Origin of the sequence: Exiguobacterium sp. Helios (genome assembly GCF_014524545.1) — a bacterium.
GTDB lineage: Bacteria > Bacillota > Bacilli > Exiguobacteriales > Exiguobacteriaceae > Exiguobacterium_A.
In genome coordinates, this window is record NZ_CP053557.1 from 1,981,485 (window position 1) to 1,997,978 (window position 16,494).

Sequence of the window (16,494 nt, forward strand, 5' to 3'; positions counted from 1 at the left end):
ATCATTCCGAACAGCCGATAATTTGCGTTTACTTCGCGATGATAGTGAAGATTTGCTGATGAAGGACGGTTATGCGCCTTCATATCATCCCCTCTTTTCCGTCAATTCATCCTTTCCTTTTCCTTATCAAGTTGGAATTAAAACCTAAATCCTCCATCAATTTGCTTTTCATTCTCCCACGTCTAAAGAAGTCTTCAATCGGGTATTTGACTAGTAAAGATTGAAAGGAGTGTTATGTCATGAGCCGTTTGTTATTTATTGAAGCAAATGATAGTACCCATCAAAAGAAAGGAATCAGCTCGCACATGAACGAAGCGTTTCTCGCGAGTTACCGGACACATCATCCGGATGATGAAGTCGTCGTACTCAATTTATTCGAGGAACGGTTACCGTTTTTTGATTTACGTCTCGCCACTGCTGCCGCCAAACTATTTCGTGGAGAATCCGTCGAGACCGATGAACATGTGCCGCTCGACAAATTACAAGAATATCTGACCGGGTTTCTCGACTCGGATAAAGTCGTTTTTTCTTTCCCGATGTGGAATCTGACCGTTCCGGCTCCGCTTCATAATTATATGGACTATCTTGCACAAGCAGGTCAGACGTTTCGTTATACAGCAGAAGGGTCTGTCGGCTTAGTAACGGGCAAACAAGTTTTGTTGCTGCATTCACGCGGCGGGGACTATTCTACAGCGGATAAAGCTGATTCCGAACATGCCGTTCGTTACATGCTCGATATCCTTCGTTTCTTCGGGATTGAAGATGTCCAGACCATTATCCTGGAAGGACATCAGCAATATCCTGACCGGGCGGAGGAACTCGTCAAAAAAGCCCTCTCTGCATGTGAGAAGGCCGGGGGAACATTTTAAAATGTAAACAGTAGAAATCGTTCTTTTCCTTTAAGAACGATTTCTTCATATGTGTGTAGATGAAATGCACGAAACAAAGCATATGCTATCGTATAGTCACGTTGAATGGGTGAGCTATCGTCAGTCATCATCACCTCATAAAAATAACCACGTTGATAATAAAAATGAGCGACGAAAGAAGCATCATTTAACGATAAGCTATAGCTTAATCCTTTTTCCGTTATTTTTAAGCCGGCTTCGTATTTTTTCTCATAGGTTAACAATTGAGAATGGTTGTAATAAATCTTGATCAATTGTTTTTTCAATTCTTCCGTATCGTACGTCAATTGTTCCAATTCTTCATATACTTTTTCAGCCAGATGGTACTGCTCATTTTCTGCGTATAAATTCGAGATGGCCATCTTTATTCGAATATACATCTTGGGCGATTCGTACCAAATATCTTCCCGATCCGTCAATCGTGATAATAAAGTGGAAGCAGTACGGTAATCAATTTTATCTGTTTTCACCTCTAAAAGTATTGAAAAATACGCTTTTAGCAAAAGGATTTCGTTATGATGCGTTGCATCATTTTTCGATAATTCTTGTTTCATCTCTTGATATTTTTTCTCCCGAAACAGACTCGATAAATGGTTATCAGTCTCTCGAAAGGTGTCACTCTCTAATTGATCCCGGAATAGTAAAGAAAGCGGCACGCGCAATCGCTTGGCAATTTGTTGTAACAAATCGATTGTTGGCGAATTACGTCCATTTTCAATCTTACTGATTTCTGCCTGACTACATATCCCATCACACAATTCTTTTTGTGTCATTTTCTTTTCTTTACGAATCCGTTTGATTTCATTTCCAATCATGTGAGGCAATGATTTCATCATAATTTACCTTTCTCTTCTGACTATTGTTGCATGACTAGTTCCTAGATTGATTTTAATGAAAAATACATCACATCTGATAAGTGATCCTCTAATATGGTCGCAAACGAAGTGTTTTCTGTAGCCAAAAAGATTCCGTAGGCAAGCGTGTATGCTTCTTGAATCAACTCTAAGGAGCTGTTTAACTGTTCCAATGCGTATCCCCGCTGATAATAAAAGTGTCCGAGATAACTTAAATCATCCAAATGATTACTTTCATTAATCGCCGTCTCAGTTTCTTTTAAGATCGCAGAAAAATCTTTTTGTTTGATTAAGTTTCGGATGTAATTGTATAAAATCTTCAATTTCATTTTTTTATATTCGACCGTATGATAGTCAATCTTAAACAACATTGAATAAATTGAATCCGCATGGCGGTACTCACCATAGTTCGTATATAAAATCGCAATCGACATCTGAATTCTTAAGTATAGTAGAAACGATTCTTCAATTAATTTTTCTTCTGCAGTTATATTCAAAAGTTGTGAAATACACGTTCGGTAATCAATGATGTTTGTTTTTTCTTCAATGATCAATTTGTGATAGCGCAATAAAATGCTAATTTCTTTATCCGTTTCTGTTATCAGATATTGATCAATCTGTAGAAATATTTCAGAATAACGGTTTAGGCGCGTAAGTTGAATTATTTCTTGATCAATCATGCGAAAATTTGTTTTTTTGTTTTCATTTATAAAAAAAGACGAGACCGGAGTGTGTAACCGTTCTGCAAGTTGTTGTAATAAATCAACCGTCGGTGAATTACGTCCATTCTCGATTTTACTGATTTCTGCCTGACTACAAATTCCCTGGCACAGTTCAGCTTGTGTCCAATTTCGTTCTTGCCGGATCCGCTTAATTTCGTTACCAATCGAAATATTTAATTGATTCATGGATGTCTCCTTCAAGATCAGTCCCTGTTCTAAACAAAAACAGGTCCTCCGTTCAAGTGATTGACTTGTGACGGAAGACCTGTTTATTTTGATGCTTCCGGCGAGAATCGAACTCGCACTGCAGCATTACCATTGCTGAGGTCTGCCATTAACCTACGGAAGCCTGTTTTTTCTAATATTAGTATAACGTAAGCCTAAATGAATATCAACTTTTTCAAGAAAATACAAAAAAAGCAGTTAAGGGAAATTTACTTCCCCCTAACTGTTTCATGATGCATTAAAGGACTGTTTTAGTTAATGAGTTATCAAAGACAATCAACACAGAATAATGTTCATCCGCTTTCGATGCGACGAATGTCGAGAATTTAAGTGTGATGATTGAATTTGAACCGACACCATTTTCCTCAAAGAAATGATTAAGTCGTTCTTCGAGTTCTTCTGGTGATCGTCCTACTAACACTTTTGAATGTAACATAAAATCCACCCCGTCCTTTTTTTTGTGTACGATATTGAGTTTTCCCATGCGCCCTTTTTTTAAAACCTCTATTTTTCTAACTTGCCGAAATGAGACCTGTTCGGTACTGTGAAGATATAGTTAAGTTTATATCGAAAGGATTGAACAAAATGAATGAGCATATGTTTGATGAAGTTTTAGAGAAAAGACAAACCGGGTCCGCCAAATGGGATGGTTTGAAACAACTGTTCGGATCGGATCAACTGATTCCGATGTGGGTTGCAGATATGGATGTCCGTCCTGCCGACTCGATAACGAAAGCTTTGACAAGACGGGCTGCAAGCGGCAACTTCGGCTATTCTCTGTTCGAAGAAAAAGCAAAACATGCCATTCAACATTGGTTTGACAAACGTTATGACCAATCGGTCGATCCGGCAACGATCCTCTATTCGAGCGGCGTCGTTCCCGCACTCGCACATAGTGTATTAGCATTGACGGAAGAAAATGATGAAATTATCATCCAGACTCCTGTCTATCCCCCTTTCCATCATGTTATAGAAGCGAACGGACGACGTTTAGTCGAAAATCCGCTTTCTTTACAGAATGACCGGTATGAAATCGACTTTACATTGCTCGAACAACAGATGAAGTCAGCACGCATGATCATTTTATGTAATCCGCATAACCCGACCGGTCGCGTGTTCAGCTTCGATGAATTGAAACGATTGGTTGCACTTGCTAAACAATACGGTGTCTACGTCTTGTCGGATGAAATCCATGCCGATTTGCTGTTTTCGAATGTAACGCATCATCCGATTATCGCGTTTGATTACGATCAGGTAATACTGGTCAGTGCTCCATCTAAAACATTCAATATCCCGGGACTTTATGCTTCTTATCTGATTGTACCGAACGCTGACTTGCGTCTTAAAATCGAGCAGGTGCAACAGGCGAACTTCGTGCATCCGAATGCTTTTGCGGCAACAGCTATCATTGCTGCTTATGAGGACCCGGAAAGCGAGCGCTGGTTACAGGAGTTGTTGGTTTACCTTGAAGAGAACCGTAACCATGCCATACAACGAATTCAAACAGAAATGCCTCGTCTCACCGTCGTTACACCGGACGCCACTTTCTTGCTTTGGATTGACTGTGCCGCTCTTCCTTTTAATTCGAAAGAGCGGGCTGACTGGTTAGTCAAGCAGGCTGGTCTTGCCCTGACACACGGAGAACCATTTGGAAAAAATGCTTCGACGTTTGAACGCTTGAATTTCGGATGCCCGCGAAGTCAGTTGGACGAAGCACTTAACCGTCTTCAAACGGCTTACCAAGCGATTGTCTTTACAGATTAAGTTACGTTCCCACTCGCGATTCAAGTGATTTTTATATCACTTGAATCGCTTTTTTCATACAGACAAATTTTTAATTCTACCTTTTTTGACAACACCATTCATTTCGATTACCTTGCCATTTGACAACATTTCCATGACTGAATTTCGAAAATTAGAACTTCTAGAGGGACGAAAACCGTTCCAACCCCTTGATAGACGAGGGCTGAAACCACTTTTCATGACATTGTGAAGACTTGCTTTGTCGTTTTAGACCCTGTAAGGTGGGGAACAAATCGATTGTGCTTATTTGACAGATGAACGAACAGCGCAAAAAAAGATTAATTGGAGGCTTTATTGTTATGACGCAAGAATGGATTTCAATCAGCTTGTATCTGGTCATGATGCTTGCCATCGGTTACATTGCCTACAAGCGAACGACAAACACAGAAGATTATATGTTAGGTGGTCGAGACTTAGGTCCCGGAGTCACGGCACTATCCGCCGGAGCATCCGACATGAGTGGCTGGATGTTGATGGGATTACCCGGAGCCATGTACGCAACTGGTGTATCTGCTTTATGGCTTGCTTTAGGACTGTTAATTGGTTGTTACGTAAATTATTTGATTTTAGCGCCACGTTTTCGTCTTTATACGGAAATGGCAAATGATTCAATTACGATTCCTGACTTCTTAGAAAATCGTTTTAAAGATACGTCACGTGTCTTACGGACTGTTTCTGCAGTTGTCATTATCGTTTTCTTCACTTTCTACACATCAGCTGGTATCGTATCCGGCGGTAAATTGTTTGAAAGCTCATTCGGCTTTGATTATCATTATGGTATGCTCTTGACGATTGCGGTCGTCGTCGCCTATACACTGTTTGGCGGTTTTCTCGCAGTCAGTTGGACCGACTTCGTCCAGGGTTGTATCATGTTCATCGCCCTTGTCCTCGTGCCGGTCGTTGCCTTAACGGACGTCGGTGGCATCGATGGTGCCTACAACTATGCAGAAAACCTGGATCCTACATTGTTTGATCCATTAAAAGGCACAACATTCCTCGGAATCATCGGATTCCTAGCCTGGGGACTTGGTTATTTCGGACAACCGCACATCATTGTTCGTTTTATGGCCATTCGTTCGGTCAAAGATTTGAAAAAAGCTCGTCGTATCGGAATTGGTTGGATGTTTATCTCGATTCTCGGTGCCATGATGACAGGACTTGTCGGGATTGCTTATTTTGAAGGGCAAGGCAATGGACTGGGCGATCCGGAGACCGTATTCATCCGTTTCTCTGACGTCTTATTCCATCCTTACATCACAGGATTCCTGATGGCAGCGATTTTAGCCGCTATCATGTCGACGATTTCGTCGCAGTTGCTCGTCACATCAAGTGCTTTAACAGAAGATTTTTATAAAACGTTTTTAAATAAAAAAGCAACAGACAAACAGCTCGTCTTGACAGGACGAATTGCCGTCCTGGTCATCGCTGTCATCGGTTCCGTTTTAGCCTGGAATCCGTCAGCCACGATCTTATCACTGGTCGGTTATGCCTGGGCTGGTTTTGGTTCCGCCTTTGGTCCAATCATCCTGCTTTCGCTTTACTGGAAACGGATGACGAAACAAGGTGCACTCGCCGGTATGTTATCCGGTGCAATCACCGTCATCATTTGGGTTCAGCTCGGTCTCAGTACGACACTCTATGAGATGGTACCTGGGTTCTTCACTAGCTTATTCTTCACAGTTGTCGTTAGTCTCTTGACGAAACAACCGGTTGAATCGGTTCAAGAGAAATTTGACGATATGGAAGAAGAATTAAAAGAAGCAGTCGAATAATTTCAACCAATAAGTAAAACCCCTTTGAGTCTGACTCAGAGGGGTTTTGTCGTCATAATTCAAGGACACCATAATGCAGTTTGGATGATTTTCGTTTCGTCCGCACGAATCCGTATCGTTCAAATAACTCACTCTCAAAATGAGCTTTTAAGACGATTCTTTGTCGGGCGACTCGTTTGGCTTCGGCTACTACTTGTTCGGTCAACGGTTCAAAGTTTGCCAGTTGTCGCAGTCCGTCAAGATGCGTTGATTCTGAAACGGTTTTTTCAAACATCGGATCAAAATAAATGACATCTATTGATTTGCTGGCACATTGCTTCAGGTACGTGAAGTGTTCCGCCAACTGAACTTCAATCTGTCGCATCGCATCAATGATTGGTTGGTATCCTTCGATCCATTGTTGTAACCCTTCCCGTACGATCAAGGCTGTCACCGGATTGCTTTCTAAACCGATAACTTGACCAAACTGTCCGACTGCGTGACTCATGACGATTGCATCCGCTCCTAAGCCTAACGTACAATCAAGAACTGTCATCCCCTTTTGCAATCGGGCGATTGTAATCAATGGATCATGACCATTCCGGTCAAATTGTTTGATTCGAAAAACCGCACTGGACGGATGAAAGAAAAAAGAGCTGTCCGCATCTTGCGGATAATATTCCAATCGGTTTTTATCCACGACAAGAATGGGACGCTGATACTGCTCGTGAAGTGCCTGCAGTCCTATTTTTTTTCGCTCGATGACATCGAAGTCAATGGTTTGCTCCATTTCATAAAGTCGCTGTAATCTGGTCCTGACTTCATCTGTGGGCCTTAAGCACGTCGTCAATACGACTTTTTGTTTGTCCAATCCGTTTCACTCCCAGAAAAAAATAAGCTAGCCTGCGCCAGCTTATTTCTTTTTCTTCAATAACCCTTCGATATCTTCGATGAGGGCTTTTTTAGAAATTAAATCTTCTTGTTTTTCCTGCTCGACTTTGGCATCAACAGTCGTCCGTTGTAACAAGGCCTGCAACGTCTCATCGATACTTGATTTCAAGTGGTCGCGATCTTCTTTATTTAATGCAAGATCATGACGGACTTCGTCCCCTTGTTCGTCAAGTTGGCGTAACCGCTCCGTCAATTGTTTCGCTTCCCGATTCAAATCAGAATATAAGCGTTCGATTTGTTCTAAGCGTAATTTGATTCCATCCCGTTCTGTGAACACATTTTCCAACCCCTTCCAGCATCCAGATGTCTACATCATTACTTTACCATATTCATCACGAATTGAAACAATCACAATCCGTTTACAACTTACTTTTTCGCTTTCCTACCGTTCCTTACTTCTCCAGCTATCTTTTGCAATTTGTTTCCTGAAGTCGCTATAATAAATGAGCAGAGTGAATTGCGATCAGAGGAGGACACCGTCATGGATTTAAAACGTCGAACACTACGTCATGTAGATCAGACTGAATTCGAACATTTTTTAAAGTACGGCGAACAGGCTTACGGATTATCTCGTCAGGAAATTCAAGGATACGACCATGAGCTCGGGGCCGAGCGCGCTTTTGATTCTGTTGAACACAGTTATTCCGAAGACTTCTACTTTGATCTTCTTGTCGACGAACAACTGATTGGTCGTGTACTCTTATTAAAAATGGGACATTATTTCCAACTTGATTTGATGATATTCGACCCATACAGCGGTCGCGGTTTTGGAACAAAGGCAGTACAACAGGCACTCGAGCAATCAAACGTATTGTCTCTTTACGAAGTACGTGCCCGTGTCTTACCGACGTCTCCCCATCAAGAGATCGCTTCTCAAATTTTGAAGACAAACGGATTCGTCAAACAAGACGATTATTTTAGTAAGGGTCGTCGTAAACGATATTCCTTACAACGCCCTTGAGGCTCGACCGACGCAATCAGGCGTCGGTTTTTTTGACATCGATCCAAAAAAAGCGTAAAATTTTGGATTGTATGATTCAGAAAGGAGTTCTCACATGAACGAATGGTTATGGTTTCCTTCCATCTTACTTACGATGGGATTGTTATTACTCAGTTATCGTCTGTTTGGTAAAACCGGTTTGATGATGTGGATTGCCATCGCAACGATTATTGCCAATATCCAAGTCACACAACAAGTTGAACTTTATTCTTATATTTTCACATTAGGGAACGTCGTATACGGAAGTTGTTATTTGGCTACCGACATCTTAAATGAAAAGTACGGAAAAAAAGTAGCGCGGCAAGGCGTCTACATGGGATTTTTCTCATTGATCACGACAACGTTATTGATGCAATACAGCTTATTGTACACACCACTTAATGACACCCTGGCGAAAGACATGTCGAGTTCTTTGAACCTGTTATTTGGTTTACTTCCTTGGATTGCGCTTGGTAGTTTGTCTGCCTACCTGGTATCACAATTGTTTGATGTCTTTATCTATTCAAAGATCCGTCAAAAGACGGGGGAAAAGAAACTTTGGTTACGGACAACCGGATCGACTGTCCTCAGCCAATTGATTGATACGTTGACGTTTTGTGCGATTGCCTTTCACAACTTACCATTTGATATTTGGTGGCAGATTTTCATTACCACTTATCTCGCTAAATTCGTCATTGCCTGGGTCGCCACTCCTTTCATGTATCTTGCTAAAAGGATTCACCCGACCACTCCATCTAAAGATTTAGCAGCTTGATACAATCACCTTCCTGATTTTCAACATTTCGCTAGAAGATTGTCCTCTTTTAACGGATAATGGAAATCAGGAGGTGTTCATCTTGAAGATCAAACGCAACGAATCTTTCCGGTTTCATTTTGATGAACCGGTTGCTGGTGAATTTTATCTTGTCAAAGGTGGACAACGGACGCCGATTGGATCGATGAATATTCATAATATCTCACCTAGTGGCATGGCGATTGCAACACCGCTGAAGCTGCCGATTGACCGTTCGATGTCGATTGTCGTCGAATTTTCTCTTATACGTGGTCTCGAACCATTGAAGCTGAACGGACGAATTTTGCATGAAAAATGGCTCGATTCCCAGCGTTTGTATGGCATACGACTCGAAACAACTAAAGATGAGCAACAGCAGATTATCGATACGATTAAACAAGTCGTCAAAGCGACCTCTTGAATGTCGTGTATTTTACTTAAAGTAGAAGTTCGTGACTTTTCTTTAATCGAAAGAACGGTCTTCAACAACCAAAAACAAGGATGGCGGATTTCATGTCCGCCATCCTTGTTTTTTTCCTTGTTTACATACTGTTCTTTTTTACCGGAATATTCGGTAGACGATTGCTTCATATGGCCGAAGGACCAACTCTTCTTTTGAGACCAACGGAGAGTCGTTGTAATTTCCGATGACTGAATCAGAGGTATCGTGTGAAAGTGGAACGGTTACTTTGTCTTTACTGAATGAGCAGTAAACGTACCATGTTTCATTTTCATATGTTCTTGTATAGGCATAGATATCGGTCTCATCTTCTAAAATCAACGCATATTCGCCGTATACGATTAAATCGTGCTGATGACGTAACGCAATCAGCTGTTTATAGTAATAGAAGGTTGAATCAGAATCTGCTAAGGCCTGTTCGACGTTAATGGATGGATAATTCGGATTGATCTTCAACCAGGGTGTTCCTGTCGTAAAACCGCCGTGCTCGGTCGCATCCCATTGAATCGGTGTCCGGGCATTATCCCGCCCCTTGATGTGGATAGCACGCAATAACTCTGCCGGTGAAGCCCCCTGCTCGGTCCGCTCTTTCCACATATTGCGGATTTCGATATCCTCATATTCCTCAATCGATTCAAAGGCAACGTTCGTCATGCCGATTTCTTCCCCTTGGTAAATGTAAGGTGTTCCTTTTAACATGTGAAGCAATGTCGCTAACATTTTAGCGGATTCAACACGATACGTCGTATCGTCTCCGAATCGACTGACGACCCGCGGCTGATCATGGTTATTCCAGTACAACGAGTTCCAGCCTTTCTCATGTAAGGCAACTTGCCACTTCGTAAAGTTTTCTTTTAGCTTTTGAAGATTGAACGGTTGGACATCCCATTTGCCTCCTGGACCGGAATCCAAGTCCATATGTTCAAATGTAAAGACCATGTTGACTTCTTTCCGTTCCGGATCCGTATACAGGATCGCATCTTCGGTCGTCGCTCCTGGCATTTCCCCGACCGTCAATACATCATACTGACCAAACGATGCATCATTCATCTCTGTTAAAAATTCATGAATTCTTGGTCCATTAATATAATGTTGTCCGCCGTCTCCATATAGAGCACCGGGAGGAACCGTCGCATCCGGAAGACCGGGTGTCTTCGAGATTAAATTGATGACGTCCATCCGGAAGCCGTCAATCCCGCGATCCAACCAGCGGGTGATCATCTGATACACTTCTTGACGGAGTTTTTCATTTTCCCAGTTGAGGTCGGGCTGTTTTTTAGAAAACAGATGTAAAAAATATTCGTTTGTCGTTTCATCTAATTCCCAAGCCGGTCCGGAAAAAATCGATCCCCAGTTGTTCGGCAACGTACCGTCTTCGTTGGCACTTCTCCAAATGTAATAATCGCGATACGGGTTGTCCTTGCTTTTCCGTGACTCGGCAAACCAGGCATGCTCGTCCGAGGAATGGTTGACTACGAGATCCATTACGATTTTGATGCCCCGCTCATGCGCCTGATCGAGTAGACGATCAAAGTCCTCCATCGTTCCAAACTCGGCCATGATGGCTTCATAATCCCGAATATCATATCCATTGTCATCGTTTGGTGAGTCGTAGACAGGGCTCAGCCAAATGACATCAATTCCAAGTTCTTTTAAGTAATCCAATTTTTCAATGATACCGACAAGATCTCCAATTCCGTCTCCATTGGAATCCTTAAAACTACGCGGATAAATTTGATAGACTACACTGTCATGCCACCATTTTCGTTCCATATGATTGATCGACTCCTCTTGTGAACAATTTATGCAAGCGATTGCACTTTTCAATAAAGCGCTTCCATTCATTTCATCGTTAGCGTATCACGAATATTGTAACCAGTACAAGAGGATTCCCTTATCCGGATTCCGGTATACTGGAACTAGCGTTTTACGTTTGAATTTTTCCGATAGAGGAAAATGATTTAAGAGAGGAGGCGTACCAACATGTACCGTCGTTATTTATTGTTTCTAGTCTGGGCTGTTGCCATTGTCTTCATTCTACTATTTGGGAATAACAGAGTTTTTCCTTCCGGTTTTCTTTTGTCCTTTTTACGGTTTGATCAAAGCCAGTTCGATACGTCTGCACTCAGTTTATTTACATTACTTGGCATCTATCCAGCCGCCTTTTTCATGCTCTTTTTAGATGAAAAACGGTTCTTAAAACCTTCACCGATGTTAGCAAGTTTTGGCGCATTTGCGTTAGGATCATTTATCCTCATGCCGTATCTAGCTCTCGCCATCCCGCGTCAAACGTTTTTGCCGTTTCGACGTCGGAAGTTCATCCCTTACGTTGTCGCCCTGCTGGCTGTTCTGTCAGCCGTCATCATCTGGTTAGCTTTAGCACGTTCAGACTGGTCTATTTTCCAAGTCTATTTCATGACAAATCAATTCGTTCGGACGATGACTGTCGATTTGGTGATGTTTTATATTTTACAGCTGTTCATGTTACACAGAATACGGGCGCGACAAGACGGACGCCTTGGCTGGCGGGATATCGTACCGTTGTTTGGCCTGTTCAGTCACTTGTTCCGGCTTCACCTTCCAACTTCTTCCAACAGTTGATTCAATCCAGGATGTTCGGCTACAATAGGAAGATAGCTTTAATAGGGGGACATTATTCATGAAACAGTATCATCAACTTTGTCAGGAAATCTTAACGAACGGCATCAAAAAAGAAGATCGGACGGGAACCGGGACCATCAGTATTTTTGGTCATCAAATGCGGTTCCCTTTACAGGATGGTTTTCCGATGATAACGACGAAAAAGTTACATATGAAGTCCATCATTCATGAATTGATTTGGTTTATCTCCGGTGAAACCAACATCTCCTACCTGCAAGAACATGGAGTCCGCATCTGGAATGAGTGGGCGGACGAAGATGGCAATCTCGGACCGGTCTATGGTGCCCAGTGGCGTTCTTTCCCTAAACCGGACGGCACGACAGTCGATCAATTAGCAGATGTCATTGAACAGATCAAAGTGAATCCGGACTCGCGTCGTTTAATTGTCAGCGCTTGGAATCCTGGTCAATTGGAAGAAATGGCTTTACCGCCTTGCCATTTGCTGTTCCAATTTTATGTGGCGGACGGAAAACTATCTTGTCAGCTTTATCAGCGGTCAGCAGATGTCTTCTTGGGTGTACCGTTCAATATTGCTTCTTATGCCTTATTGACCCATATGATTGCCCATGTGTGTAAACTTGAGGTCGGCGATTTTGTTCATACTTTAGGTGATGCCCATATTTATTCGAATCACTTGGATCAAGTCAATCTCCAATTGAGCCGGAATCCAAAACCTTTGCCGACGATTCGTTTTGCCCGGGAAGTGGAACGTATTGAAGATTTTACGTTTGACGATATCATCATTGAAGGATATGATCCCGATCCGCATATTAAAGGAGTCGTCGCCGTATGATTTCGCATATCGTTGCCTATACAAAAAACCGGGTCATTGGTCGGGATAACGAGATGCCCTGGCATCTCCCCGCTGATTTGGCCCATTTCAAGAAAACGACTTACGGCAAACCGGTCATCATGGGCCGAAAAACATTTCTGTCAATCGGACGTCCATTACCGGGTCGCGAAAATATTGTCATTACGCGTGATCCAAATTTCCATTCAGAAGGAATCACCATCTGGCATGATTTAGACGGACTGGCTGCTTTCGCGGAGTCGGAAGAGGAAGTCTTTTTGATTGGCGGTGGTGAACTGTTCCAACAAACACTGTCACTTACCAAGCGGATTTATGCGACGGAAATCGATGCCATCATTGAAGGGGATGTTTATTATCCCGAGATCCCGGTTGACTTCGTTTGTTTGTCCGAGATGTTTCATCCGGTTGATCCACAACATTCAGAAGCTTTTACGATCAAACAGTTTGATCGTCCTCTCCGTTAACATTCTTTTGTTTTCAAAAGACACCTCGACTTCTATAAAGTCGAGGTGTCTTTTTAGTATACTGCCGTTACGGAAGACGAATCACCCATTGTCGAATTTGCTCTTCTAATTGATGTGGATCGAGAGGAGACAAACAATAATCTGTAACGCCTCGTTCAAGCGCTTGACCAAGCAATTGATTTTCTTCGCCGGCAATCGCAATCACGTCAATGATTTGGTCACGTGTCTGCTTCCATTCATCGACAAGCTTAAAATTTGATGCTGCCAGTTCTTCAAGCGGCATGACATACAATTGAATCGCGCCAACTGTTTTTTGATTGTCCGCCACGAGATCAAAATCATATTTCGGATGGCTCGGGATTTCCATCAGCGAAAGAGATGGAAGAATCGACTTTTCGATTTTAATGACGGCTTTCACTTTCTCTTTTTCAGTTGCCATTGCATAGACGATAACCTGATTTCTCCCATTTCGCTTGGCTTGATACAGCGCTTCGTCCGCTTCCGATGTCATTTCCTCCAAATCCAGCATTACATCATCAATGACTGTTAATCCGATGGAAACCGTCACTTTCAATCCATTTGGAAATGTATGACGTTCAATCCGTGCCCGAACTTTCTCCATCATTTCTGTAGCATGATTCGAATCATCCGCACTAAACAACACCATGAATTCTTCTCCACCAAAACGAATCAATTCGTCGTCTTGTCGAAGAGCTTGTTTCGTCAAGGCAGCCAGTTCGGTCAACACAAGATCCCCCGTTGGATGACCATGTGAATCATTGATCCGTTTAAAGTGATCTAAATCAAAGATGGCAAGGGCAAAAAATTGACCATCACGTTCTAACCGGGATGTCCGTCTCCGGTAAGCATTTTGGAGGTATTTCCGGTTAAAGGCTCCTGTCAATTCATCGACTAACATCGACGAAGAAACTGTCCGTAGTTTTCGGAGCAAACGCTTCAGACGAATTTTACGTTCATCGATTCCGACGGTTTCATCCCAATAGTCGTCTGTCCCGAGCGCATAACAAGCTTGACGGACACCCGGGTCATTTGGACCAATCAAAATCAGGGGAATAAACGATGCTTCTAATTTTTTAAACAACTTCACAATCAATGCGTCATTCGTCATTCGGATGATTTCGTAGTCGATCAACATCGCATCGACATGCAAATCGTATCCGACTTCCAATGTATCTTCGATGGATCCAAAGAAACGGGTCATGTATCGTTCTTGTTCCAGTGCTTTTTTCCACTGAATATTATCTAAAAACCGTTTTGTGACCGAAAGAATCATTTCTTTCCGGACGACTTTTTTCCGTCCCCGTTCTGATAGATGATCGATGACCGGTGCGAGTAGTGTCACGATCTGTTCATGCGGCACTTCTTCTACCACACTGTCCAACTCACTCACCCAGCGAGCAGTCTGCCGTTCGAAAAATTCTGCTTGATCGTGTTCGCTAAACCGGTTAAGCCACTGTGCGAAAACAAGCAACTCCGATTTTGGAACAGAATCCATCCGGAGTAAGCGTTCGACCATGAGAATCGTTTGATCGATTTGTTTTTCAATTTGTTTTTTTGTTGTTTCCACAAGTCTTCCCTCTCTTTCTATACAGCCGAAATCATCCGTTCGACTGAAAAGAAAACGAGGGAGGACCCTCGTTTTCGATTATGCCTTTAGGTTAGGATGGACCATCTCTGCTGGAACGATCCACTGGTCATACTGTTCTTCTGTCAACAAACCGGTTGCAAGCGCAGCCTCTTTTAAAGTTGTACCCTCTTTATGAGCAGCTTTAGCAATCCGAGCTGCATTTTCATAGCCGATATGCGGATTCAGTGCCGTGACAAGCATCAGCGACCGTTCGACGTTCTCGGCAATGACCGTCCGTTCCGGCTCGATTCCGATCGCACAATGGTCATTAAAGGACTGAAGAGCGTCCGTTAATAAACGAACCGATTGGATGTAGTTATACATGATGACCGGTTTAAAGACATTTAATTCAAAGTTCCCTTGGCTTGCTGCAAAACCGATTGTCGCATCATTCCCGAGAACTTGAGCGGCAACCATTGTCAGCGCTTCACTTTGTGTCGGGTTGACCTTTCCAGGCATGATTGAACTTCCCGGTTCATTTTCCGGTATCGTGATTTCACCAATTCCCGCACGGGGACCCGATGCCAACCAGCGGACATCATTGGCGATTTTCATCGCATCCATCGCCAGGGCCTTGATGGCGCCATGGGAAAAGACAAGTTGATCATGACTTGTTAAGGCATGGAACTTATTTTCTGCGCTGACGAATGATTTCCCGGTTTCTTGACTCATTTTTTCAGCCGCCCGGTCTCCGAATTCTGGATGGGCATTGATTCCGGTTCCAACTGCAGTCCCGCCAATGGCTAGCTCCGTCAATGGCTCTAACGTCAACTCAATCATCTTTTTCGAAAGCTGTAACATACGGACCCAACCACTGACTTCTTGTCCCAGTGTGATTGGTGTTGCGTCCTGTAAATGTGTCCGTCCAATTTTGACGATGTCTGAGAAAGCTTTTGCTTTCTCATCGAGCGTCGCATAGATGGCATCAATCGCTGGTAACAGTTGATCGATGACAATCGTTTTCGCTGCGATATGCATCGCGGTCGGATATGTATCGTTCGAACTCTGTGATTTGTTGACATCGTCATTCGGATGAATGACTTGCTTGCTTCCCCGTTCGGCAAGTTTTCGTGTCGCGACCCGTGCGACGACTTCATTGACGTTCATGTTCGACTGTGTACCTGATCCGGTTTGCCAAACGACCAGTGGAAATTCTGCGTCGAATTGTCCGGCGATGATTTCGTCACATACTTCAGCAATCACTTCGGCTTTCTCTTGATCCAGGACACCTAAATCACGATTGGCTAAAGCCGCCCCTTTTTTGAGAACCGCAAATGCCCGAATGATTTCAATCGGCATTTTTTCTGTTCCAATCTTAAAGTTTTCCAGGCTCCGTTGTGTTTGTGCTCCCCATTCTTGTGCTTCCGGGACACGAATTTCCCCCATCGTGTCGTGTTCTAAACGGTATTCCATGCTAATTTCCCCCTTTATCTGCTTATACATTAATAGTTTAACGGAAACCGT

Annotated in this window: 17 protein-coding genes and 1 tRNA gene; 9 read left to right on the plus strand and 9 right to left on the minus strand. The window is 42.9% G+C overall.

Going from position 1 to position 16,494, the window contains the following annotated elements:
* The first annotated feature begins 239 nt into the window (after positions 1-239).
* On the plus strand, positions 240-869 hold the full coding sequence (locus HNY42_RS10420) for an FMN-dependent NADH-azoreductase (protein ID WP_131972562.1): 630 nt from the start codon (positions 240-242) through the stop codon (positions 867-869).
* Here HNY42_RS10420 and HNY42_RS10425 read toward each other — a convergent pair.
* From HNY42_RS10425 to HNY42_RS10440, 4 genes are all read right to left on the minus strand, one after another.
* Positions 866-1,744 carry a helix-turn-helix domain-containing protein gene (locus HNY42_RS10425; RefSeq protein ID WP_188004464.1) on the minus strand — a complete coding sequence of 293 codons (879 nt, stop codon included), beginning with the start codon at positions 1,742-1,744 and terminating at the stop codon, positions 866-868. The two genes, HNY42_RS10420 and HNY42_RS10425, sit on opposite strands and share 4 nt — an antisense overlap.
* 41 nt (positions 1,745-1,785) lie before the next feature.
* Positions 1,786-2,670 (minus strand): helix-turn-helix domain-containing protein, encoded by an 885-nt coding sequence (locus tag HNY42_RS10430; RefSeq protein WP_131972560.1) that lies wholly within the window; start codon positions 2,668-2,670, stop codon positions 1,786-1,788.
* A 92-nt stretch (positions 2,671-2,762) separates the two neighbouring features.
* Positions 2,763-2,833 (minus strand) — tRNA-Thr (locus HNY42_RS10435).
* Positions 2,834-2,947: 114 nt separating this feature from the next.
* Positions 2,948-3,145 carry a hypothetical protein gene (locus HNY42_RS10440; protein WP_014970552.1) on the minus strand — a complete coding sequence of 66 codons (198 nt, stop codon included), beginning with the start codon at positions 3,143-3,145 and terminating at the stop codon, positions 2,948-2,950.
* A 149-nt stretch (positions 3,146-3,294) separates the two neighbouring features.
* Between HNY42_RS10440 and HNY42_RS10445 the strand changes: the two genes are divergently transcribed.
* Entirely contained in the window at positions 3,295-4,473 is a 1,179-nt protein-coding gene (locus tag HNY42_RS10445; RefSeq protein ID WP_188004465.1) for a MalY/PatB family protein, read from the plus strand.
* Positions 4,474-4,811: 338 nt separating this feature from the next.
* Positions 4,812-6,284 carry a sodium/proline symporter PutP gene (putP, locus tag HNY42_RS10450; RefSeq protein ID WP_131503629.1) on the plus strand — a complete coding sequence of 491 codons (1,473 nt, stop codon included), beginning with the start codon at positions 4,812-4,814 and terminating at the stop codon, positions 6,282-6,284.
* A 52-nt stretch (positions 6,285-6,336) separates the two neighbouring features.
* Here putP and HNY42_RS10455 read toward each other — a convergent pair whose 3' ends face one another.
* Positions 6,337-7,053 carry a class I SAM-dependent methyltransferase gene (locus tag HNY42_RS10455; RefSeq protein WP_255508320.1) on the minus strand — a complete coding sequence of 239 codons (717 nt, stop codon included), beginning with the start codon at positions 7,051-7,053 and terminating at the stop codon, positions 6,337-6,339.
* A gap of 123 nt (positions 7,054-7,176) precedes the next feature.
* Positions 7,177-7,491: a hypothetical protein gene (locus tag HNY42_RS10460; RefSeq protein WP_012370605.1), complete on the minus strand. Its 315-nt coding sequence runs from the start codon at positions 7,489-7,491 to the stop codon at positions 7,177-7,179.
* Between the two features lie 204 nt (positions 7,492-7,695).
* Here HNY42_RS10460 and HNY42_RS10465 point away from each other — a divergent pair, with 204 nt between their 5' ends.
* The 3 genes from HNY42_RS10465 (at position 7,696) to HNY42_RS10475 (ending at position 9,407) form a co-directional block, all read left to right on the plus strand.
* The gene (locus tag HNY42_RS10465; protein WP_131502495.1) at positions 7,696-8,175 is read left to right on the plus strand and encodes a GNAT family N-acetyltransferase; all 480 of its coding nucleotides are present in this window, start codon (positions 7,696-7,698) and stop codon (positions 8,173-8,175) included.
* A gap of 94 nt (positions 8,176-8,269) precedes the next feature.
* A complete protein-coding gene (locus HNY42_RS10470) occupies positions 8,270-8,968 on the plus strand; it encodes a queuosine precursor transporter (protein ID WP_131502496.1) in 699 nt (232 codons plus the stop codon).
* Positions 8,969-9,041: 73 nt separating this feature from the next.
* A complete protein-coding gene (locus HNY42_RS10475) occupies positions 9,042-9,407 on the plus strand; it encodes a PilZ domain-containing protein (protein ID WP_255508321.1) in 366 nt (121 codons plus the stop codon).
* A 138-nt stretch (positions 9,408-9,545) separates the two neighbouring features.
* Here the strand turns inward: HNY42_RS10475 and HNY42_RS10480 are convergent, their stop codons facing one another.
* A complete protein-coding gene (locus HNY42_RS10480; protein ID WP_188004467.1) occupies positions 9,546-11,219 on the minus strand; it encodes a glycoside hydrolase family 13 protein in 1,674 nt (557 codons plus the stop codon).
* Positions 11,220-11,429: 210 nt separating this feature from the next.
* Between HNY42_RS10480 and HNY42_RS10485 the strand changes: the two genes are divergently transcribed.
* From HNY42_RS10485 to HNY42_RS10495, 3 genes are read left to right on the plus strand one after another with little or no spacing between them, the layout of a single operon-like run.
* Positions 11,430-12,047, plus strand: coding sequence for a hypothetical protein (locus HNY42_RS10485; RefSeq protein ID WP_188004468.1), 618 nt, complete (start codon positions 11,430-11,432; stop codon positions 12,045-12,047).
* Between the two features lie 58 nt (positions 12,048-12,105).
* Complete coding sequence (locus HNY42_RS10490) at positions 12,106-12,900, plus strand: thymidylate synthase (protein ID WP_131502500.1); 795 nt, start codon at positions 12,106-12,108, stop codon at positions 12,898-12,900.
* Positions 12,897-13,382 carry a dihydrofolate reductase gene (locus tag HNY42_RS10495; RefSeq protein ID WP_131972553.1) on the plus strand — a complete coding sequence of 162 codons (486 nt, stop codon included), beginning with the start codon at positions 12,897-12,899 and terminating at the stop codon, positions 13,380-13,382. Before HNY42_RS10490 ends, HNY42_RS10495 begins: the two co-directional genes overlap by 4 nt.
* 67 nt (positions 13,383-13,449) lie before the next feature.
* On the opposite strand, the gene HNY42_RS10500 is transcribed toward HNY42_RS10495, so the two are convergent.
* A complete protein-coding gene (locus tag HNY42_RS10500; protein ID WP_188004469.1) occupies positions 13,450-14,970 on the minus strand; it encodes a diguanylate cyclase in 1,521 nt (506 codons plus the stop codon).
* A 78-nt stretch (positions 14,971-15,048) separates the two neighbouring features.
* Positions 15,049-16,443, minus strand: coding sequence for a class II fumarate hydratase (gene fumC / locus HNY42_RS10505; RefSeq protein ID WP_188004470.1), 1,395 nt, complete (start codon positions 16,441-16,443; stop codon positions 15,049-15,051).
* Positions 16,444-16,494: the final 51 nt, after the last annotated feature.

Coding starts and splice junctions, on each gene's coding strand:
- fumC (WP_188004470.1), bottom strand. CDS start 16,443: ATGGAATACCGTTTAGAACACGACACGATGGGGGAAATTCGTGTCCCG.
- HNY42_RS10485 (WP_188004468.1), top strand. CDS start 11,430: ATGTACCGTCGTTATTTATTGTTTCTAGTCTGGGCTGTTGCCATTGTC.
- HNY42_RS10490 (WP_131502500.1), top strand. CDS start 12,106: ATGAAACAGTATCATCAACTTTGTCAGGAAATCTTAACGAACGGCATC.
- HNY42_RS10470 (WP_131502496.1), top strand. CDS start 8,270: ATGAACGAATGGTTATGGTTTCCTTCCATCTTACTTACGATGGGATTG.
- HNY42_RS10480 (WP_188004467.1), bottom strand. CDS start 11,219: ATGGAACGAAAATGGTGGCATGACAGTGTAGTCTATCAAATTTATCCG.
- HNY42_RS10465 (WP_131502495.1), top strand. CDS start 7,696: ATGGATTTAAAACGTCGAACACTACGTCATGTAGATCAGACTGAATTC.
- HNY42_RS10440 (WP_014970552.1), bottom strand. CDS start 3,145: ATGTTACATTCAAAAGTGTTAGTAGGACGATCACCAGAAGAACTCGAA.
- HNY42_RS10430 (WP_131972560.1), bottom strand. CDS start 2,670: ATGAATCAATTAAATATTTCGATTGGTAACGAAATTAAGCGGATCCGG.
- HNY42_RS10425 (WP_188004464.1), bottom strand. CDS start 1,744: ATGATGAAATCATTGCCTCACATGATTGGAAATGAAATCAAACGGATT.
- HNY42_RS10445 (WP_188004465.1), top strand. CDS start 3,295: ATGAATGAGCATATGTTTGATGAAGTTTTAGAGAAAAGACAAACCGGG.
- HNY42_RS10420 (WP_131972562.1), top strand. CDS start 240: ATGAGCCGTTTGTTATTTATTGAAGCAAATGATAGTACCCATCAAAAG.
- putP (WP_131503629.1), top strand. CDS start 4,812: ATGACGCAAGAATGGATTTCAATCAGCTTGTATCTGGTCATGATGCTT.
- HNY42_RS10455 (WP_255508320.1), bottom strand. CDS start 7,053: ATGGAGCAAACCATTGACTTCGATGTCATCGAGCGAAAAAAAATAGGA.
- HNY42_RS10495 (WP_131972553.1), top strand. CDS start 12,897: ATGATTTCGCATATCGTTGCCTATACAAAAAACCGGGTCATTGGTCGG.